This is a genomic window from Sphingobium sp. RAC03 (assembly GCF_001713415.1).
Lineage (GTDB): Bacteria > Pseudomonadota > Alphaproteobacteria > Sphingomonadales > Sphingomonadaceae > Sphingobium.
This window is the reverse complement of sequence record NZ_CP016453.1, coordinates 332,501-351,314: the sequence shown is the minus strand read 5'-3', so window position 1 is coordinate 351,314 and position 18,814 is coordinate 332,501. Positions and strand designations below refer to the sequence as shown.

At 62.9% G+C, this 18,814-nt stretch carries 20 protein-coding genes (1 of these 20 only partly in view); 10 read left to right on the top strand and 10 right to left on the bottom strand.

The window, feature by feature from the left end:
- Nucleotides 1-32: 32 nt before the first annotated feature.
- Together BSY17_RS01630 and BSY17_RS01625 are read left to right on the top strand one after the other, a co-directional pair.
- Nucleotides 33-800 carry an enoyl-CoA hydratase/isomerase family protein gene (locus BSY17_RS01630; RefSeq protein WP_069064078.1) on the top strand — a complete coding sequence of 256 codons (768 nt, stop codon included), beginning with the start codon at nucleotides 33-35 and terminating at the stop codon, nucleotides 798-800.
- An 18-nt stretch (nucleotides 801-818) separates the two neighbouring features.
- The gene (locus BSY17_RS01625) at nucleotides 819-2,150 is read left to right on the top strand and encodes an aromatic ring-hydroxylating oxygenase subunit alpha (protein WP_237236214.1); all 1,332 of its coding nucleotides are present in this window, start codon (nucleotides 819-821) and stop codon (nucleotides 2,148-2,150) included.
- Nucleotides 2,151-2,226: 76 nt separating this feature from the next.
- Here the strand turns inward: BSY17_RS01625 and BSY17_RS01620 are convergent, their stop codons facing one another.
- From BSY17_RS01620 to BSY17_RS01605, 4 genes are all read right to left on the bottom strand, one after another.
- A complete protein-coding gene (locus tag BSY17_RS01620) occupies nucleotides 2,227-3,072 on the bottom strand; it encodes a TauD/TfdA dioxygenase family protein (RefSeq protein WP_069064076.1) in 846 nt (281 codons plus the stop codon).
- Nucleotides 3,073-3,151: 79 nt separating this feature from the next.
- The gene (locus BSY17_RS01615; RefSeq protein ID WP_069064472.1) at nucleotides 3,152-3,727 is read right to left on the bottom strand and encodes a TetR/AcrR family transcriptional regulator; all 576 of its coding nucleotides are present in this window, start codon (nucleotides 3,725-3,727) and stop codon (nucleotides 3,152-3,154) included.
- A gap of 67 nt (nucleotides 3,728-3,794) precedes the next feature.
- A complete protein-coding gene (locus tag BSY17_RS01610) occupies nucleotides 3,795-4,547 on the bottom strand; it encodes an SDR family NAD(P)-dependent oxidoreductase (protein ID WP_043153560.1) in 753 nt (250 codons plus the stop codon).
- A 117-nt stretch (nucleotides 4,548-4,664) separates the two neighbouring features.
- Nucleotides 4,665-5,168 (bottom strand): nuclear transport factor 2 family protein, encoded by a 504-nt coding sequence (locus BSY17_RS01605; protein ID WP_069064075.1) that lies wholly within the window; start codon nucleotides 5,166-5,168, stop codon nucleotides 4,665-4,667.
- A gap of 194 nt (nucleotides 5,169-5,362) precedes the next feature.
- Between BSY17_RS01605 and BSY17_RS01600 the strand changes: the two genes are divergently transcribed.
- The gene (locus BSY17_RS01600) at nucleotides 5,363-6,826 is read left to right on the top strand and encodes a carboxylesterase/lipase family protein (protein WP_069064074.1); all 1,464 of its coding nucleotides are present in this window, start codon (nucleotides 5,363-5,365) and stop codon (nucleotides 6,824-6,826) included.
- Between the two features lie 12 nt (nucleotides 6,827-6,838).
- Here BSY17_RS01600 and BSY17_RS01595 read toward each other — a convergent pair whose 3' ends face one another.
- From BSY17_RS01595 to ligK, 3 genes are all read right to left on the bottom strand, one after another.
- The gene (locus BSY17_RS01595; protein WP_069064073.1) at nucleotides 6,839-7,717 is read right to left on the bottom strand and encodes an amidohydrolase family protein; all 879 of its coding nucleotides are present in this window, start codon (nucleotides 7,715-7,717) and stop codon (nucleotides 6,839-6,841) included.
- A 110-nt stretch (nucleotides 7,718-7,827) separates the two neighbouring features.
- Complete coding sequence (locus BSY17_RS01590; RefSeq protein ID WP_069064072.1) at nucleotides 7,828-8,892, bottom strand: 4-oxalomesaconate tautomerase; 1,065 nt, start codon at nucleotides 8,890-8,892, stop codon at nucleotides 7,828-7,830.
- Nucleotides 8,885-9,559 carry a 4-carboxy-4-hydroxy-2-oxoadipate aldolase/oxaloacetate decarboxylase gene (gene ligK, locus BSY17_RS01585; protein WP_069064071.1) on the bottom strand — a complete coding sequence of 225 codons (675 nt, stop codon included), beginning with the start codon at nucleotides 9,557-9,559 and terminating at the stop codon, nucleotides 8,885-8,887. Before ligK ends, BSY17_RS01590 begins: the two co-directional genes overlap by 8 nt.
- 106 nt (nucleotides 9,560-9,665) lie before the next feature.
- On the opposite strand from ligK, the gene BSY17_RS01580 reads away from it, so the two are divergent.
- From BSY17_RS01580 to BSY17_RS01555, 6 genes are all read left to right on the top strand, one after another.
- Nucleotides 9,666-10,817, top strand: a complete 1,152-nt coding sequence (locus tag BSY17_RS01580) for a LysR substrate-binding domain-containing protein (RefSeq protein ID WP_069064070.1) — start codon at nucleotides 9,666-9,668, stop codon at nucleotides 10,815-10,817.
- Nucleotides 10,818-10,881: 64 nt separating this feature from the next.
- A complete protein-coding gene (locus tag BSY17_RS01575) occupies nucleotides 10,882-11,829 on the top strand; it encodes a DUF1932 domain-containing protein (protein ID WP_069064069.1) in 948 nt (315 codons plus the stop codon).
- An 89-nt stretch (nucleotides 11,830-11,918) separates the two neighbouring features.
- Complete coding sequence (locus tag BSY17_RS01570; RefSeq protein ID WP_069064068.1) at nucleotides 11,919-12,941, top strand: amidohydrolase family protein; 1,023 nt, start codon at nucleotides 11,919-11,921, stop codon at nucleotides 12,939-12,941.
- Entirely contained in the window at nucleotides 12,938-13,390 is a 453-nt protein-coding gene (ligA, locus tag BSY17_RS01565; RefSeq protein WP_037475071.1) for a protocatechuate 4,5-dioxygenase subunit alpha, read from the top strand. The genes BSY17_RS01570 and ligA overlap by 4 nt, the downstream gene beginning before the upstream one ends.
- Nucleotide 13,391: 1 nt before the next feature.
- On the top strand, nucleotides 13,392-14,288 hold the full coding sequence (locus BSY17_RS01560; RefSeq protein WP_069064067.1) for a class III extradiol dioxygenase subunit beta: 897 nt from the start codon (nucleotides 13,392-13,394) through the stop codon (nucleotides 14,286-14,288).
- Between the two features lie 91 nt (nucleotides 14,289-14,379).
- Nucleotides 14,380-15,318, top strand: a complete 939-nt coding sequence (locus tag BSY17_RS01555; RefSeq protein ID WP_069064066.1) for a Gfo/Idh/MocA family oxidoreductase — start codon at nucleotides 14,380-14,382, stop codon at nucleotides 15,316-15,318.
- A gap of 63 nt (nucleotides 15,319-15,381) precedes the next feature.
- On the opposite strand, the gene BSY17_RS01550 is transcribed toward BSY17_RS01555, so the two are convergent.
- From BSY17_RS01550 to BSY17_RS01540, 3 genes are read right to left on the bottom strand one after another with little or no spacing between them, the layout of a single operon-like run.
- Nucleotides 15,382-15,609 (bottom strand): hypothetical protein, encoded by a 228-nt coding sequence (locus tag BSY17_RS01550; protein ID WP_069064065.1) that lies wholly within the window; start codon nucleotides 15,607-15,609, stop codon nucleotides 15,382-15,384.
- A gap of 31 nt (nucleotides 15,610-15,640) precedes the next feature.
- Entirely contained in the window at nucleotides 15,641-16,513 is an 873-nt protein-coding gene (locus tag BSY17_RS01545) for a helix-turn-helix domain-containing protein (protein WP_069064064.1), read from the bottom strand.
- Between the two features lie 3 nt (nucleotides 16,514-16,516).
- Entirely contained in the window at nucleotides 16,517-17,809 is a 1,293-nt protein-coding gene (locus BSY17_RS01540) for an MFS transporter (RefSeq protein WP_069064471.1), read from the bottom strand.
- 235 nt (nucleotides 17,810-18,044) lie between these two features.
- On the opposite strand from BSY17_RS01540, the gene pobA reads away from it, so the two are divergent.
- On the top strand, nucleotides 18,045-18,814 hold the 5' portion of the coding sequence (pobA, locus tag BSY17_RS01535; protein ID WP_069064063.1) for a 4-hydroxybenzoate 3-monooxygenase. Its footprint extends 400 nt past the window's final position; 770 of the gene's 1,170 nt are visible here — the first part of the coding sequence; its start codon is at nucleotides 18,045-18,047; its stop codon lies off the right edge, out of view.

Sequence of the window (18,814 nt, the reverse complement as noted above, 5' to 3'; positions counted from 1 at the left end):
ACCTCCCCTGCCAGGGGAGGAATGTCAGCGACATGACCGACGCCATCCTTTTCGACGCCCGTGCCGATGGCATTGCCGTCCTGACGATCAGCCGCCCCGACCAGCGCAACTGCCTCAGCCGCGAAGTGCGCGAAGGCTTGCGGGCGGCATGGGAAAGATTCGAAACGGACCCGGCGCTGCGCGTCGCCATTCTGACGGGATCAGGCGACAAGGCCTTCTGCGCGGGTGGCGACCTCAAGGAAATGGTCGAGACCGGCATGACCGTCCCGCCGCGCGCCATGTTCCCGCTGCCTTACGACACGATCGAACTGACCAAGCCCACGATCGCCGCCGTCAATGGCGTCGCTTTCGCGGGCGGCTGGATGATCGCGCAGGCCTGCGACTTGTGCGTCGCCAGCAGCACCGCGCGCTTTGCCATCACTGAGGTCAAGGTCGGCCGCTCATCCCCCTGGGCCTCGCCGCTCATCCACATGATCCCGCAGCGGATCATGATGGAGATCATCCTGACCGGAAAGCCGATCACCGCGCAGCGCGCTTATGAGATCGGTCTCGTCAATCGCCTGGCCGAACCCGAAGCACTGCTGGACGCCGCCATCGCGCTTGCCACCGAAATATTGGACGGCGCGCCTCTGTCGGTGAAAGCAGGCCGCGACACGGTGATGCTTGCGACCGAGATGGGCCGCTCCGCTGCGCTCCAGGCCGCCCGTGCCGCGTCGGAATACACCTACCAAAGCGAAGACGCACAGGAAGGCCCGCGTGCCTTTGCAGAAAAGCGCCTGCCCCGGTGGCAGGGCCGATAGATGACAAGCGAGGATGCCATGACAGATCTGACACAGCCGGTCACCGGCCCGGTCGAGGCCTATATATCGCCCGATTATGCGCGCGCCGAACAGGACCGATTGTGGCGCAAGGTCTGGCTGCAGGCCGCCCGGTTGGAGGACATTCCCAATGTGGGTGATTTTGTCACTTACGATATCCTTGAGGACTCGGTCATCGTCATGCGGGCTGGCCCCGACGAATTGCGTGCCTTTCACAATGTCTGCCCCCATCGTGGCCGCCGTCTGATCGACACGCCAGCGGGCGCTCGCAACGCACGCGGCAACCGGACGAGCATCATCTGCGGCTTCCACGGCTGGACCTTCGATCGACAGGGGCAATGCACCTTCGTCAACCATCAGGATGACTGGCAGGGCAAATTGACCGCGGAACGCACCGCGCTGGGCAAGGTACGGGTCGACACCTGGGGCGGCTGGGCATGGATCAGCCTTGATCCCGACGGGGAGTCGCTGACCGACTATCTGGGCGTGGTGCCGGGCATGCTCGATCCCTTCGGCCTTCAGAATATGCGCTATCGCTGGCGCAAATGGATCATCTTCGACTGCAACTGGAAAGTCGCGCTGGAAGCGTTCAGCGAAACATATCATGTCCAGACCACCCATCCCGAATTCAATGCCTTCGGCGAATTTCGCGGTTGGGCGCGCCAACATGGGCTGCACAGCAATATCGGCTATGACGCGCCCAAGAATATGGACGAGAACCAGGCCAAATTGCGGGTCGGATCGGGCGAAGACCCGCGCCTCTCGACGGCGGAGATGCAGCTCTTCACCTGGGAAAATGCCAACACCAATACGACCATGACGCTGGTCAACGCGGCGCAGCGACTGAAGGACGAATTGCCCGAAGGCACCCCCGCGGCCCAGGTGCTCCAGCATTGGCTGGCCACCGCCCGCGCCGACGATGCAAAGCGCGGCGTCATCTGGCCGGTGGTCGAGCCATCCCATACCGCCAAGAGCGGGACCGCCTGGCAGATCTTCCCCAATTTCCAGATCGGCCACGCCGTCAACAACATGCTCTGCTATTCGGCCCGTCCCTATCAGGGCGACCCGGACAAATGTATTTTCGAGGCGGCGGTATTCGAGTTGTTCCCCGACGGCGAAGCGCCCGCGACCGACTGGGAATATACCAAACCGGAGGAATGGCCGCCGGTCCTGCAACAGGATTTCACCAACATGGCCGCCGTCCAGCAGGGCATGAAGAATGTCGGCTTCCGCGGCACCCAGCCCAATCCCTATATGGAGCGCTCGGTCGCCAGCCTGCATCAGAATCTCGCGCGTTATATGGGCACCGGCGCACCAAAGTCGATCGAGTAACTATCTGAGACGCGCATTGAAAAGCCCGCCGCCATATTTGGCGACGGGCCTCTAACTAGCCCGCGCTAAAGCCGTTTTATTCGAACGGTTCTTCGCCCTGCAACTTGGTGCGGTGCATCATGCGGTTGGAAGCGGGATCATAGGCCTCGGCGCGGTGCATGGTGCCGGTATTGTCCCAGATCACCAGGTCGCCGACGCTCCATTCATGGCTGTAGCTGAACTCCTCCTGCGTCGCCCATTCGCGCAGGCCGACCAGAATTTTGGCACTTTCCATCGGGGTCACGTCTTTGACACGATGCGCGGTGCAACCAAGGACCAGCGACTTGCGCCCCGACTTGTGGTTCCACACCAGCGGCAGTTCATTTTCGCCAATGCGCTGCATCCCCTCAATCTTGGCGAGGCTGGGTTCCGGTTCATAATAGAAGACCGTCGCCCACACTGAATGGATCACGCGCAGCTTCTCATACTCCGCTTTCTGCGCGTCGCTCAGCGCTTCATAGGCGGCATAGGTGTTGCAGAAGCCGGTATTCCCGCCCCACGGCGCCTTGACCTTGCACGATAGCAGCGACGCCAGGATCGGCGTATCGTTCATCGTGCCGTCGATATGCCAGTAGAGCGAGCCTTTGAGATATTCGGCGCTCTGCGGGTTTTCCTTCACGTCGAGCGTGATCTTGTGAATCTTGTGGTTGGTGCCGTCCTGCATTTCGGGCGCGAATGTGCCGAGCGTCTTGGTGAAGGCGATCTGCTCGTCATCGTCGAAATCGATCTTGGGAAACACCAGCACGCCGCGCTGTTCCAGCAACTCGCGCAGCTGCGGTCCCAGATCGCCCGCCAGCAATTCCGCCTTGCTGTTCAGGATGCGGCTACCGATGTTCGGCTTGATCTCTTCATGCGCCATGCGCGTGATTGCGGTGCTTGCCATGTCCGACTCTCCTCAGTCTTCTCTACGCCTTGAACACATGTTCAGCATGGGGTTGAAAAAAAGTCAACATGTCTCATTTTTAGGCGAGGAGCTTATCCAGCCAGCGTTCGACCGCGTGCCGCGCATCGTCATGCCCGGCGCTGACGTCCAGACCCTTTTCCATGACCAGCGCCCGTCCTGCACTCGCGAGCAGCACACTCATGGCCGCAGCCGTCATGCCTTGCTCGGCCAGTTTCGGACCGAGCAGCCGGTCGAGACAGGCGGTCTGGCGTGCGCGCATCGCTTCGCTGTGGCGCGTGATTTCTGCGCGGATCGCCTTGCGGTGATTGGCCAGCGCGACAAATTCCATCGCCAGCGCGGTGCGGCTGGTATCGGTAAAGAAATGCCACAGCGCGCGCACCGGATCGTCGCTGGCCAGCGCCTGGTCGATCATCGCGTCACTTTGCTGCGCGCCGCGCCGGAATACAGAGAGCAGCAGGTCATCGGTGGTGGGGAAATAATAATGCACCAGCGATGGCGGCAATTCCGCGCGCAGGGCAACGCGCCGCGAACTGGCGGCGGCATAACCTTCATCGCGGATCACCTGTTCGGCAGCGTCGACAATGCGGGCGCGGGTTTCGGAGCTTTCGGCTCCAATGCGACGTTTCTGAACCATGGTGCCAGCATAAGAGCCGATGGCGCGCACGCAAGGTGCTTGGGGCACGACGCTCTTCTGTTCGGGCTTAATGCGATCCCATATAGCGGCCGCCATTGGTGCTGATCGTCTGGCCGGTAATGTAGCTGGCCTCCTCCGACGCCAGATAGGCGCAGGCGGCGGCAATATCTTCCGGCTTGCCCACCCGCTTCATCGGCAGGGTCTGAGCAAAAGCATCGACGTCGATCGGTGCCGCGCGTAGCATGGGCGTGTCGATGAAGCCGGGCGGCACCATGTTGAACGTCACGCCGCTGGCGGCGAATTCCAGTGCCAGCGCCTTGGTCATGCCCATCAATCCGCCCTTGGACGAGACATAATGGCCCTGGGCAAAGGAGCCGGACTGAACCGAGGAGGAAGTGATGTTGATCACACGGCCCCATTGGGCGGCGAGCATGTCGGGCAAGACTTCCTTGGTCAGCAGATATGGTCCGCGCAGGTTGATGTGGATGACCTTGTCGAACAGGTCGTCCTCAATCTCCATGAATGGGGTGAAGGGCGCGATGCCGGCATTGTTGACCAGGATGGCGACGGGGCCGAGCGTGGCGCGGGTTTCCTCCGCCGCCGCGTGGATGGCGGCCTTGTCCGAACAGTCGGCGGCGATGGCAATGGCGCTGCCACCGGCATCCTCGATCATCTGCGCGGTTTCGGCAGCACCTTCGGCATTGATGTCCCAGATGGCGATCTTCGCCGTGTCTTCGGCTAGGCGGATGGCGATGGCCCGCCCGATACCCGACCCCGCGCCCGTCACCACCGCGACCTTGCCATTGAGAGAGCGTGTCATCGAAAAATCCTTCCTGCCATGCCGACCATTTCGTCGTTTGAACGGGTGATCAACATCGCCGCCGACGCTGTCAAGCAAGGCCTGGTTTGATCGCCTCGGCGAACCGGCGGCGGAGCGTCAATGACGCGCAAACAAAGCCGCGGGAAGCACTGCGTAAGTCGCGTCCTGGGTGGGATCAGGCTTTTCGCCATGATCGGCGGCCGGAAGCAGCATCTTCATGTCGAACTGGACGTCGCGCCGCGCGAACAGCCAGCGGCCGTTTTCCTTGCGATAATTATCCACATAGCGGACGCTCTGGACGTCATGCGCTAGGCCGCCTTTGCTATCGGGGATCAGGTGCCAGGCGATGGCGTAGACTTCACCTTGCGCCGTGTCGCCATCGACGCTGACCAGATGATTGCAGATATGGTGACTGCCGATATGCATGTGGGGCAGCGACCGTTCGAGAAAGGCGTAGTAGTTCGTGACCGGGCCGCTCGAATAAGGGCCGTGATTGTCGATCGCATCGTCCGTATAGAGCGTGCGGAGCAGCGCGAGATCCTTGCGATCGACGCCACGCGAATAAAGCTGCGCCAGCTGTCGTATCTCTTCCTTGGCGACCAGTTCTGCAAGCGCTTCCATATCGTCTCTCCTGTGATTTTGGGCGAGGCTAGCTGCAAATCCGGGCGTTCGTCAGCCTTCTTGGATCTGCGTGACGTCCGACCAGCCCGATATCGGTACGGCGATCCGCTGCATGAACAAAAGCGTGTTGGGCGGGCGATGATGGTGCGATAGGCGTGATGCGGTGCGACGTCGCCGCAGGAGAGGGGAGTGCCATGAACAATCAGGTCGTCGCTACGCAGTCTGGTCTCGTTCGCGGGTCAAGCGCCCAAGGTGCACGGCGCTGGCTGGGCATTCCCTATGCGCAGGCCGCCCGCTTTACCGCGCCTGTCGCGGCCCCGACATGGGCCGACGTGCGCGATGCGACCGTACCGGGTCCGCAATGCCCGCAAATGTATGGCAACGCGGCAAAGCGCGCGCGCATCTCCCAGCCGGATTTTTCCGAAGATTGTCTTACCGTCAACATCTACGCGCCGGACGATATGGGCGAAGAGGAACGTCTGCCCGTCTATGTCTGGATTCACGGCGGTGCGTTCGTCGCGGGCAGCGGCAACAGCTATGACGGCTCCCAACTCGCCCGCGATGGACGGATCATCGTCGTCACGATCAATTATCGCGTCGGTGTACTGGGTTTCGTAAATCTTGGGGCCGCGCTGAATAGCGCAGATATTCCCTCCAACCTCGGCCTGCGCGACCAGATTTCTGCACTGACATGGGTGCAGAACAACATCGCCGCCTTCGGTGGTGATCCTGATCGGGTGACGATTGGCGGGCAATCCGCCGGGTCAATGTCTGTCTCGCTGCTGTTGCACATCCCGGCAGCGCGGCCACTGTTTCAGCAGGCGATCATGCAGAGCGGTGCCGTAAGCCTGATCCATGGTCGGGCGAAGAGCGAGGCAATTGGCCGCCAATATGCCGCGGCATTGGGTGCAGGGGGACGCGACCTTCCGGCACTACAGGCGCTGGATTTGCACGCCCTCTTTGAGGCGCAGGCGGCTGTCGGCGCGGCCAATCCGGGGACTATTCCCGCATCGCCCTGGCTGGACGGCGATCTGGTGCCAGGGACACTCGCGGCCATTCAGGAGGCGCAGGCCGCGCCAGTGCCGTTGCTGGCCGGAGCGACGCGCGACGAGGTACGATTGTTCGAGTTGATGCCCGGCGATATTCTGCCAACCAGTTGGTCCGCGCTGGAAACGCTGTTGCGCGGGCAATTGGGAGTGGAACAAGCGCAGGCGATATTGGCGACCTATCCGCGCACCAAGGCGGGGCGGCGGGCGCTGGCCAGTGACCTGACGTTCGTCATGCCGACCCGCCATTTCGCTGATCGCCATGCCGCGCATAGCCCGACCTGGTTCTACCGCTTCGATTATGCGCACCCCATCGCCGGGGCGACTCATGGGCTGGACCTCACGCTGACATGGCCGATGCACGGGTTGCGCGCTGCGCTGGCGCGGGGTGGACGGATGACCGGGCAGCGTGCCGCCTTGGGCCAAAGGATGACGCGGCACATTGCCCATTTCGTGCGGCATGGCAGGCCGGAGGAGGATTGGCCCACCTATGATGCCGCCCAGGGTCAGGTAAAGATATTCAACCTGGTCGATCGGGTCGAAGCCCGGCCCGATGCGGATCGCTGGGGCGCATGGGCGGGGCAGGATGTGGGCGTCGGGCTGGTCGCCTGACGCCCACGTCCGTCAGGCGACATTTTCCTCCGGCCAGTAGAGGTGCATCGGATTGTCGATCAGCAATTTGCGCTGCAACTCTGCGGTTGGCGCGATGCGCGGGATCATGTCGACCAGATGGCCGTCGTCGGGGATGGCGTCCTGCATAGTGGGGTGGGGCCAGTCGGTGCCCCATAGCACGCGGTCCTGATAGTCGGCGACGAGCGGCGCGACGGCATCCGCGAAGGCATTCCATGGATCGCCATTGGGATCGAGGCGGTCGGGACAGGTGGCCTTGAACCAAATGTCTTCGCGGGAATCGAGAAAGGTGCGAAAGGCCTTCATATCCGCGCCGTCCGGTCCCTGGGTCACATCGGGGCGGCCCATATGGTCGATCACGAGGGGCACGGGGATAGCATCCATGAAGGGGCGCAATTCTTCGAGGATATCCGCCTCGAAATAGATGACGACATGCCAGCCGGCAGGCAGGCGGCTGGCGACTTCCAGAAACTTGTCCTTGGGCGCGTCGTCGACCAGGCGCTTGAGGAAATTGAAGCGGATGCCCCGGATGCCGCCGTCATGGAGGGCCAGGAGGTCAGCCTCCGAGATCGCCGGATCAACGACAGCGACGCCCCGTGCTTTGCCGTTAGACTTGGCGATGGCGTCTAGCGTCGCGCTATTGTCGGTGCCGTGGCAGCTGGCTTGGACAATGACGTTGCGGTCGAAACCCAGATGGTCGCGCAGGGCGAACAACATGTCCGGTCCGGCGTCTTCGGGCAGATATTTCGCCTTCGCGCTGAACGGGAAGTCCGCCATCGGCCCGAACACATGGCAGTGCGCATCAATCGCGCCGGGCGGGGGCGTATAGAGCGGTTTGGACGGGTTGCCGTGCCATGAAACGATCCGAGTCATATCCTAAAACTCCGTTCGCCCTGAGCCTGTCGAACCGTAGGTCGGCGAAGCCAACGGCTGTTTTTTTCTTTAAGACAAGTGGAGGGCTTCGACAGGCTGAGCCCGAACGGTCAGGAAAAAATGGTCCCATCCATCAGCTTGCGCGCCGTGCGCAGCATCGCCGCGCTGGTGACCGAGCCGCTCTCGTCCAGTTCCATGACGCAGGTGGTTTCGCCGGTGGGATGCTCCACCGACAGCGTCTTGCGCGAACCGTCAGGGATGTTGGCGACGTCGGCGGCGGGCGACCCTTTAATCAGGCAGGCGGTGGCGACGCTGACTGCGCCCAGCACGCCGATCGACGCATGGGCGCGATGGGGGATGAAACTGCGCACCGTAACCGCGCCACCATTGCGGGGCGGGGCGACCAGCATCATCTTGGGCACCGACTTTTCCGTGACGTCGCCCAGGTTCATGCGTTCGCCGACAGCGAGGCGGATCTTTTCGATGCGGGCCTTCAAGTCGCGGTCCTTGTCCAGCGTATCGCGATCCTCATAGCCGGTAATGCCGACATCGCGCGCCTGCATCACGACGCAAGGCATGCCATTGTCGATCAGGGTGACGCGAACGCCCTCGACTTCGTCGCAGGCGTTGCCGGTCGGGAGCAGCGCGCCGCAGGAGGAGCCAGCGGTATCGCGAAACTCCAGCGGGATCGGGGCGGAACTACCGGGCACGCCGTCGATGCGAGCATCGCCATCATAGCGGACGATGCCGCCGGGCGTCTGGACCGTGGCGATGGCGATCTGGCCGGTATTTTCCATGAAGATGGCGACCCGCGTCTCTTCCGGCTGCGCGGCGACGAGGCCGCGCTCGATCGCGAAGGGACCGATACCGGCGAGGATATTGCCGCAATTTTGCGCGTCGCTGACGATCGCCTGATCGACGAAGACCTGCAGGAAGAGATAGTCGATATCGACGCCATCCCTGGCGGACTTCTTCACGACCGCGACCTTGCTGGTCAGCGGGTCGGCCCCCCCCATGCCATCGATCTGGCGGGGATCGGGCGATCCCATGGCGCGCAGCAGGAAGGCGTCGCGGGCGGCGGTGTCGGCGGGCAGGTCGTCGGCCAGGAAATAGCCGCCCTTCGACGTGCCGCCGCGCATCCACATGACCTTAGCGGAGGCAGGGGTCTCAGACATATTTCAGGCCCATTTCTTCGAGGCGGGGGCGCATATTATAGATGTCGAGGCCGAGTTCGCCTGCGGCCAGGCGGACGCGCTTCGCTTCTTCGGCGGCTTCGCGCGCCCGTGCCTTTTCCAGCACGGCAACGGCGTCGGCGCGCGATACGACGCACACGCCGTCATCATCGGCGATGATCACGTCGCCCGCGTTGACCAGCGCATTGGCGCAGACGATCGGGACATTGACCGACCCCAGCGTTCCCTTGATCGTGCCCTGGGCGTGGACCGCTTTCGACCAGACCGGGAAATTCATCTGCTTCAAGTCGCGCAGGTCGCGGACGCCCGCATCGATGATCAGGCCGCGGCAGCCGCGTGCCTGGGCCGATGTGGCGAGCAGGTCGCCGAAATAGCCATCGGTGCAGGGGCTGGTCGGCGCGAGGACAAGGATGTCGCCTTCCTTGAGCTGTTCGATCGCGACATGGACCATCCAATTGTCGCCGGGAGGGGCGGAGATGGTGACGGCGCTGCCCGCGATCCGGGCACCGGGATAGATGGGGCGCATGTGCGGGGCGAGCAAGCCGGTGCGGCCCTGGGCTTCATGGACGGTGGCGACGCCGCATTGGGCGAGACCGTCGATGACGGAAAGGTCCGCCCGTTCGATATTCTGGACGACGATGCCGGACATGGGCGCTTGCTCCTCTTTCCTAAACCAGACAGCGACATGGACAATAGTCGCGCTATGCTCAAATCCGTTCTGGCGCGACTGCATAAAATTTTGCTAATTGTCAAAAATGCAGGTCGATCAGTTCAATATCCGGCATCTCGCCGCGATGGCCGCCGTGGTGGAGCAAGGCAGCGTCAGCCTGGCGGCGCGGGTGGTGAACCTGACCCAGCCTGCGGTGACTCAAGGCATTGCCAAGCTGGAGGCGCAACTGGGCGCGGCCTTGTTCGAGCGGCGACCGGGCGGGATGGTGCCGACGCCCGTCGCGCTGCGCTTCAAGCCGCGCGTCGATGTGGCGTTGCGGTTGATCGGCAGCAGCCGGGTGACGGCCGCGCAAATCCGGGCCTTCGTCGCGCTGGCGCGCGGTGGCAGCTATGCGGCGGCGGCGGTGCAGGCCGGGGTGGCGGAGCCTTCGTTGCACCGCGCGGTCGGCGATCTGGGATTGGCGCTGGGGGTGCGGCTGGCCGAGCGGCGGGGGAGGGGGCTGATGCTCACCCGCGCGGGCGTGACGCTGGCGCGCCGGCTGCGGCTGGCGCTGGCTGAACTACGGCAGGGGCTGGAAGAGATTGCCGAACTGATGGGGGAGGATAGCGGGCGGATATTGGTGGGGGCCATGCCGCTCAGCCGCGCGCGGCTGCTGCCGCTGGCGATCACCAGCTTTCGCCGGGACTTTCCTCAGGTCGATATTTCCGTGGTCGAAGGGTCGCATGCCGAAATGGTGGGACCGTTGCGCGATGGCGAGATCGACATGATGGTCGGCGCGTTGCGCGATGCGACGATCGGGCTGGACCTGGTGCAGCAACCCTTGTTCGAGGATCGACCGACGATTTTCGCGCGGGCAGGGCATGTGCTGGAGCAGGGCTGGAATGGCGATGATCTGCGGCGCTTTCCCTGGATATTGCCGCCCGAGGGCACGCCGCTGCGCCAATTGTGGCAGGCGATGTTCGCGGCGCTGGGCGGTGACTTGCCTGCCGTGCCGATCGAGTGCGGGTCGGTGATGACGGTGCGGCAATTGCTCGTGAGCGGTGATTATCTCACCTTGCTGTCGGTCGATCAGTTGCGGGTCGAACTCGACAGCGGGATGCTGGCCGATATCGGTCCGGCGCCCGGCGAGATCAGCCGTACCATTGGCGTCACCAGTCGCGCCGATTGGCGACCCACCCGGCTGCAGCAACAGTTCATGGCGGCGATCGAACAGGCGGTCGCAACCATGAATTCGTAAAATCTTATGTGACGCCCCCGGATATGATTGGCCGGGCGGGATACAATCCGGCATGTCCTTTCTTATGGAGCAGGAAGTCGGTCTTATCGGGTTTGGCGAGGCAGGGTCCACCTTTGCGCTAGCTGGGGATTGGGCGGCGGCCGCCCATGTCTATGATACCAAGACTGATGCGGCGGCCACGCGCGACGCCATGCTGGCGGCCTATAGGCAGGCGGGCGTCCTGCCCGCGCGCTTTCTGGAAGACGCGCTGGATGGCGTCGGGCTGATCCTGTCGCTGGTGACGGCGGACCAGGCGCTGGCGGTGGCCGAGGCTGCGGCGGCGATTATAGCGCCGGACGCGCTCTATTGCGACATGAACAGTGTCGCGCCGCAGACCAAGCAGGCGGCGGCGCGCGCGATTGAGGCTGCGGGTGCCCATTATGTCGATGTGGCGGTGATGGCGCCTGTTGATCCGGCGCGACTGAACGTCCCCTTGTTGCTGAGCGGCGGACGCGCCAAAGACGCGCAGGTCCGGCTGGCGGCGCTGGGCTTTGCCAAGACCCGCATCGTGGGTGCCGATGTCGGGCGCGCCTCATCGATCAAGATGATCCGATCGGTCATGGTCAAGGGGATGGAAGCGCTGACCGCCGAATGCGTGCTGGCGGCCGAGGCGGCCGACGTGCTTGACGAGGTGCTGGCATCGCTCGACGCGAGCGAGAAGGCCAAGCCCTGGGGCGCGCGGGCCGACTATAATCTCGACCGGATGCTGGTGCATGGCCTGCGCCGTGCGGCCGAGATGGAGGAAGTGGTCAAGACGCTGGAAGGGCTTGGCACGGGGGCCGCGATGACGCGCGGCACGGTGGCGCGGCAGCGGGCGATCGGGGCGCTGGGGGTTAAAATGGTGCCGGAAGGGCTGGGCGCGAAGATTGGCGTGGTTTCTTCCAAGGTCATTCCCGCGCAGTCGGAAATGCATCTCGCCACCTCGCGACAAGAGGAACTGCTGGGAGATGGATTCCCGCCTTCGCGGGAATGACGGGGATTTTGGGGCGGGCGTGGTGCGCTGTCGCCTGAGACCTCAGCTTGCGCTGGGGTGACGGAATAAGGGTTGAGGAAAGAGACGCGATGAGCCTGATTATCGATTGCCATGGCCATTATACGGTGCTGCCGAAGGGGCATGACGCCTGGCGCGAAGAGCAGAAGGCTGCGTTCAAGGCGGGCACGGCCTGCCCGCCCTATCCCGACATCAGCGACGCGGAAATTCGCGAAACGATCGAGGCGAACCAGTTGCGGCTGATCAAGGAACGCGGCGCGGACTTGACGATTTTTTCGCCGCGCGCGTCGGCGATGGCACCGCATGTCGGCGACGAGGCGATGGCCAAGGAATGGGCGATGCGCTGCAACGACCTGATCGCGCGGGTGGTGGCTATGTTCCCCGAAACCTTCGTTGGTGTATGCATGTTGCCGCAGTCGCCCAAGGCCGACATGAGCAATTCGATCGCCGAGTTGGAACGCTGCGTCGAGATGGGTTTCATCGGCTGCAACCTCAATCCCGATCCGGGTGGCGGGCATTTCACCCATCCGCCGCTGACCGACCGCTATTGGTATCCCTTCTACGAAAAGATGGTCGAACTGGACGTTCCGGCGATGATCCATGTGTCGGGCAGCTGCAATCCGGCGATGCATGCGACCGGCGGCTATTATATCGCCGCCGATACAATCGCCTTCATGCAGTTGCTGGAGGGTGATCTGTTCAAGGATTTCCCGACGCTGCGCTTCATCATTCCGCATGGCGGCGGCGCGGTGCCCTATCATTGGGGGCGCTATCGCGGCCTCGCCGACATGCTCAAGAAGCCCGACCTATCGACGCATCTGATGAACAACATCTTTTTCGACACCTGCGTCTATCACCAGCCGGGCGTTAATCTGCTGGCCGATGTGATCGACAATAAGAATATCCTGTTCGGGTCGGAAATGGTCGGCGCGGTGCGCGGTATCGATCCCACCACTGGCCACTATTTCGATGACACCAAACGCTATGTCGATGCGCTGGAGATCAGCGATGCCGAGCGCGCCGCGATTTTCGAGGGCAATGCCCGCCGGGTGTTCCCGCGCCTTGATGCCCAGTTGAAGGAGAAGGGACTATGATAACAGAAGATCCCAAGCACCAGGATATCCATGAATATCTGGCCGAGATGGAAGATATCCCCGGCACCCGTGTCTTCACCGCCAAGCGGGCGCGGCAGGGCTATCATATGAACCAGTTTGCGATGAGCCTGATGAAGGACGAGAATCGCACCCGGTTCAAGGCCGATGAGCGCGCCTATATGGACGAATGGCCGCTGACCGAGGACCAGAAGGAAGCGATGCTGGCGCGCGATTATAATCGCTGCCTCGATCTGGGCGGCAATGTCTATTTTCTGGCGAAGCTGTTTTCGACCGATGGTATTCCGTTCGCCGAAGCCGTCAGCACCATGACGGACATGGAATTCCCGCAATATCGCGAGATGATGATGAACGGTGGCCGTTCGCCCGAAGGCGTGCGGTCGATCAGGGCGAATGAAGCTGCGGCTGCGGCCAAGAATGAGGATCGCTGATATGGCGCGGATTACTGCTGGTGTGGCGTCGAGCCATGTGCCGCTGCTGGGCGTGGCGTCGGACTTCAACAAGGATCGGGACGAGTATTTCGGCCCCATTTTCGCGGGCTATGACTGGACGCGTGAATGGGAGAAGGCGGAAAAGCCCGATGTCATCATCCTCGTTTATAATGACCATGCGTCCGCCTTCGACATGAAGATCATCCCGACCTTCGCGATCGGGTGTGGCGAACGCTACAAGTCGGCCGATGAAGGCTGGGGTCCGCGCGCCGTGCCGGACGTGGAGGGGCATCCCGACCTCGCCTGGCATATCGCGCAGAGCCTGGTGCTGGACGAGTTCGACATGACCATCATCAACGAGATGGATGTCGACCATGGCCTGACCGTGCCGCTTTCCATGATGTTCGGTAAGCCCGACGCCTGGCCGTGCAAGGTCGTGCCGCTGGCGGTCAACGTCGTCACCTATCCGCCGCCATCGGGTAATCGCTGCTGGGCGCTGGGCGAGGCGGTGCGTAAAGCGGTCGAGAGTTTCCCCGAAGATCTGAACGTGCAGATCTGGGGTACGGGCGGCATGAGCCACCAGTTGCAGGGGCCGCGCGCGGGCCTGATCAACAAGGAATGGGACAATAAATTCCTGGACGGTCTGATCGGTGACAGCGACCATCTACGCCGCATTCCGCATATCGAATATCTGCGCGAAACCGGCAGCGAAGGCATTGAGATGGTGATGTGGCTCGTGATGCGCGGCGCGCTGGGGAAGAAGACCCGTGCGCTGCACCGCCATTACCATGTGCCCTGCTCCAACACCGCGATCGGCCATATGGTGCTACGCCCGGACAATGGCGAGGGGCTGGACATGACCGGAAGCGATACGGTGACAGCGATCGCGGCAGAGTAAGCCTCTTCATGATGGGTGCAGGCTCGCTTGGCTCGCACCCACCCCTTCCCCCTCCCTTGAAAGGGAGGGGCTTAAATATACGGAGTTTCTCATGCGTATTGCTTTGGCTGGCGCGGGTGCCTTTGGCGAAAAGCATCTGGATGGCCTCAAGAATATCGACGGTGTGAGCGTGACGTCGCTGGTTGGTCGTCGGTTGGATGCGACCCAGGCGATTGCCGATAAATATGGCATCGGCCATGCGACGACGGAACTTGCCGAGACGCTGGCCCGCGACGATGTTGATGCGGTGATCCTGTGTACGCCGACGCAAATGCACGCGGCGCAGGCCATCGCCTGCATGGACGCGGGCAAGCACTGCCAAGTCGAAATTCCGTTGGCGGATAGCTGGGCCGATGCGCAGGCGGTGCTAGCCAAGCAACAGGAAACGGGCCTTGTCTGCATGGTCGGGCATACGCGACGGTTCAACCCCAGCCACCAATATGTCCATAATCTGATCACCGCAGGCGATCTGGCCATTCAACAGATGGATGTGCAGACCTATTTCTTCCGTCGCAAGAATATCAATGCCAAGGGCGAAGCGCGGAGCTGGACCGACCATCTTCTGTGGCACCATGCGGCGCATACGGTCGATCTGTTCGCTTATCAGGCGGGCAAGATCGTGTCGGCCCATGCGATGCAGGGGCCGATCCATCCCGAACTGGGGATCGCCATGGATATGTCGATCCAGTTGAAGAGCGAGAGTGGGGCGATCTGTACCTTGTCGCTGTCGTTCAACAATGACGGGCCGCTGGGCACCTTCTTCCGCTATATCGGCGACACCGGCACCTATATCGCGCGCTACGACGATCTGGTGAATGGCAAGGAAGAGCCGATTGACGTGTCGAAGGTGGACGTGTCGATGAACGGCATCGAATTGCAGGACCGCGAATTCATCGGCGCGATCCGCGACGGCCGCGAGCCCAATTCGAGCGTCACGAAGGTCTTCGACTGCTATCGCGTGCTGGGCGAATTGGAACAACAGCTCGTCTGATCGACATCCCTTCGGGGTCGCACGAAAGGGCGCAGTCGGGGCAACCGGCTGCGCCCTTTTGCGTCAGGCCGTCAGCAGCGGATGCGCCATGCGCAGATCGTCGAGCATATTTTCTATGAGCGCGACGTCCGCGATCGTACCGGTCGGCGTCGCGTTCCAGTTGCAATGGGGGTGGGTGGCGCGGCTGTAGAGGCGCAGCGGGCCGATCACCCGGCGCCAATGATGCTTGCTGCTGCCATGGTCACGCACCAGTCGGGCAACGAGCAGGTCGGTAAGCTTGTCCGCAGTCATGCGCCAACCCTTAAAGGTGCGGGCCGGTGCGTCAACTCTCGCGCGCGGCGCGCCAGCTGCGCGGCGGCTGGCCGACATGGCGGGCGAAGAAGCGCGAAAAATAGGCGGGATCTTCGAAGCCGACGGCATAGGCGATGTCGGTGACCGACAGCTGGGAATAGAGCAGCATCCGGCGCGCCTCCAATAATGCGCGGTCGTCGAGCATCTGCGCGGGCGAACTGTTCGCCACGCGGGCGCACGCTTGGCGCAGGGCCGTGAGGCTGACGCCGAGCGCGCGGGCATGCGCGGATACGGGCTCGCGCAGGCGGAAGCGCTGGTCGATCCGTTCCCGCAGGCGCGCGACCAATGCGGCCTGGCGCGGGGTGCCGGGCTGCGCCTGCTGGCCCAAGGCAGCATGGCGCAAGGCCAGCACCATGAGATGCAGCAAGGCGGATTCGACCGCCGCGCGCTGGCCTGGTCCGGCCCAGCTTAACTCCTGATCCATGCGGGTGATGGCGTCTTCGGCGGCGGCGCGGTCCGATCGGGGGAGCGCGACGGCCTGGGGGTGGGCGAAGAGAGGAACGAGATCCGCATCGCGCAAGACGAGGTGGCGCAGATAGCTGTCGGCGATGGTGACCACGGCCCCGCGCGATTCACTGGCCCAGGTAAAACCATGGACGATGCCCGCCGGGATGAGCAGCAGGCAGGGGGCATCGAAGTGGACCGCCGCCGCCTCCGCCTGCATCGCCCCGCCGCCTTCGGCGATCAGGATGATATGATTGAGGTCGCGATGGACATGGGGGCGAATCGTCCATTCGCTCGGCCGCGAGCGGTCGTCCAGACTTTCGACATGGACGAACCCCTCCGCAACGCTGCGCTGTGGCTCGCCATAAAGATAGAAGCTGGGGACGGGCGAAGCAGTCATGGCCTATCGGCGTTGGCGCAGCGCCAGCAGCAATCCCGCGCCCAGCAACGATCCCGACGCCATGACGATGGCGACGAGTGGCAGGGTGAAGTCGAGGCTGAACAGAAAGCCGGCCAATATCGGCCCCAACGCTGCGCCGCCCCGGCCCACGCCGATGACGATACCGGTCCCGCCCGCGCGCACGGCGGTCGGAAAGGACTGGGCGATCAGCGCATAGAGACCCACGACCGCAGCGTTCGTGAAGAAGCCGGCGGATGCCGCAATCAAGCTGAGGCCAGACAGTGTCGTCTGTTCCTGGCCGAACAAAGTGACCATGATGGTCGATGCAACCATGGTAATGATGACCAGAGGGCGGACAGCGATGCGCCAGCTTAGGACGCTGAGCAGTAACGCACCCACTAGCCCGCCGACATTGGCCCAGACCAGCACGCTACCTGCGCTGGACGGAAGATAGCCCATATCAACAACGATCTTGGGCACCCATTTCAGGATGAAGTAGAAAGTCATGATGTGGCAGAAATAGGCGAGCGTCAGCAGGATGGTGGTGCGTGCAAGGCCCGGAGCGAACAGCGCGGCAAAGGAGGGTTTGGGCGCAGCCGCGTCCAGCGGCGGTAGCGCCGTGGCAGGGGCGTGGCCCATGCGGCCGAGCAGGCGATTGATCTTCGATAGCGCGCCTTGCGGTCGCTTCTGGACCAGGAAGCCGATCGATTCCGGCAACAGCCACAGCGACAGCGGCAGGAACAGGGCGGTAACGATGCCCCCGAATAGGAAGATATCGCGCCAATCACCCGCGATCAGTAGATAGGAAGCGACCGAACCACCCAGTATGGCGCCGACCGGATAGCCCGCCGCCATGATCGTGACCGCCAGGCTGCGTGCGCGCGCATTGGCGAGTTCGGCGACCATCGCGTTGGTGCAGGCAAGCATCCCGCCGATACCAAGGCCGGTTATCAGGCGGATAAGGGAAAGGGAGGTAACGTCCCAGGCGATCGTGGCTGCGCCCATCCCGCCCGCCATGACGACCAGGCACCCGATGATCGTGGGTCGGCGGCCGATGCGATCGGCGATATTGCCGAGCAGTACCGACCCCACGGCCATGCCGATCAATTCCATCGACAGCACAAACCCCAGCGCGGCGCGATCGACGCCCCATTCCTTGGCGATGCCGGGAGACGCGAAACTGATCGCCAGAACATCGAACCCGTCGAGCGCATTGAGCAGCACGCAGAGGGCTATGGCGGTGATCTGCAACCGGCCCATCGGCGCTTCGTCCAACTGGCGTCTAATGTCGGTCATGGGATGCTCCTGCTCCTGACGGTTCGAACCGGTACGCAACAGGCACCTATCGGCCGGATCGTCCATCTTCTTTTGCGTCGTCATGGCATGCGACAATAGGTTTGACCGGTCAAGCATGGCACTGTCTGACAGTCCATTTCCGGCGGATCATCCAAATAATCGGTTGCTCTTCCTCTGTCGCCCGATCGCCTGAGGCCGCATGTCTGGACCAAAGCCGCCTTATGGGAGAGATGAGATGAAGACACAGGTCGCCATTATCGGAGCCGGGCCTGCGGGCCTGTTGCTGGGCCATTTGCTGCGGGCCGAGGGCATAGAGGTCGTTGTCATCGAGCGCGCAGCCCCCGATTATGTGTTGGGGCGGATCCGGGCAGGGGTGCTGGAGCGGACGACCACCGACCTGATGGACCGGCTGGGGCTGGGCGCGCGGATGCATGCCGAAGGGTTGCCGCATGACGGCTTCCACCTCGCCGATGGTGAACGGCTGATCCGTATCGATATTGAGGCGCTGACCGGCAAGAAGGTGATGGTCTATGGCCAGACCGAAGTCACCCGCGACCTGATGGAGGCCGCGCCCGAGCGCGGGCTGGAGATCATCTATGAGGCAGGCGACGTCGCGCTGCACGCTGTCGACAGCGATGCGCCCTATGTCACCTATAGCAAGGATGGCGTGACGTACCGGATTGACGCGCAATTCTTCTGTGGCTGCGATGGATTTCACGGGCCGTCGCGCAAGGCGGTACCCGCCTCAGTGGCTAAGGCCTATGAAAAGGTCTACCCCTTTGGCTGGCTCGGCATATTGGCGGACGTGCCACCATGTCATCATGAGCTGATCTACGCCAACCATGACCGTGGCTTTGCCCTGGCCTCGATGCGGTCGGAAAGCCGCAGCCGCTATTATATCCAGGTGCCGCTCGACGAGAAGATTGAAGAGTGGCCTGACGATCGGCTGTGGGACGAGTTGGCGACGCGGTTGGGCCCGGAGGCAGCCGCGAACATGACTCGCGG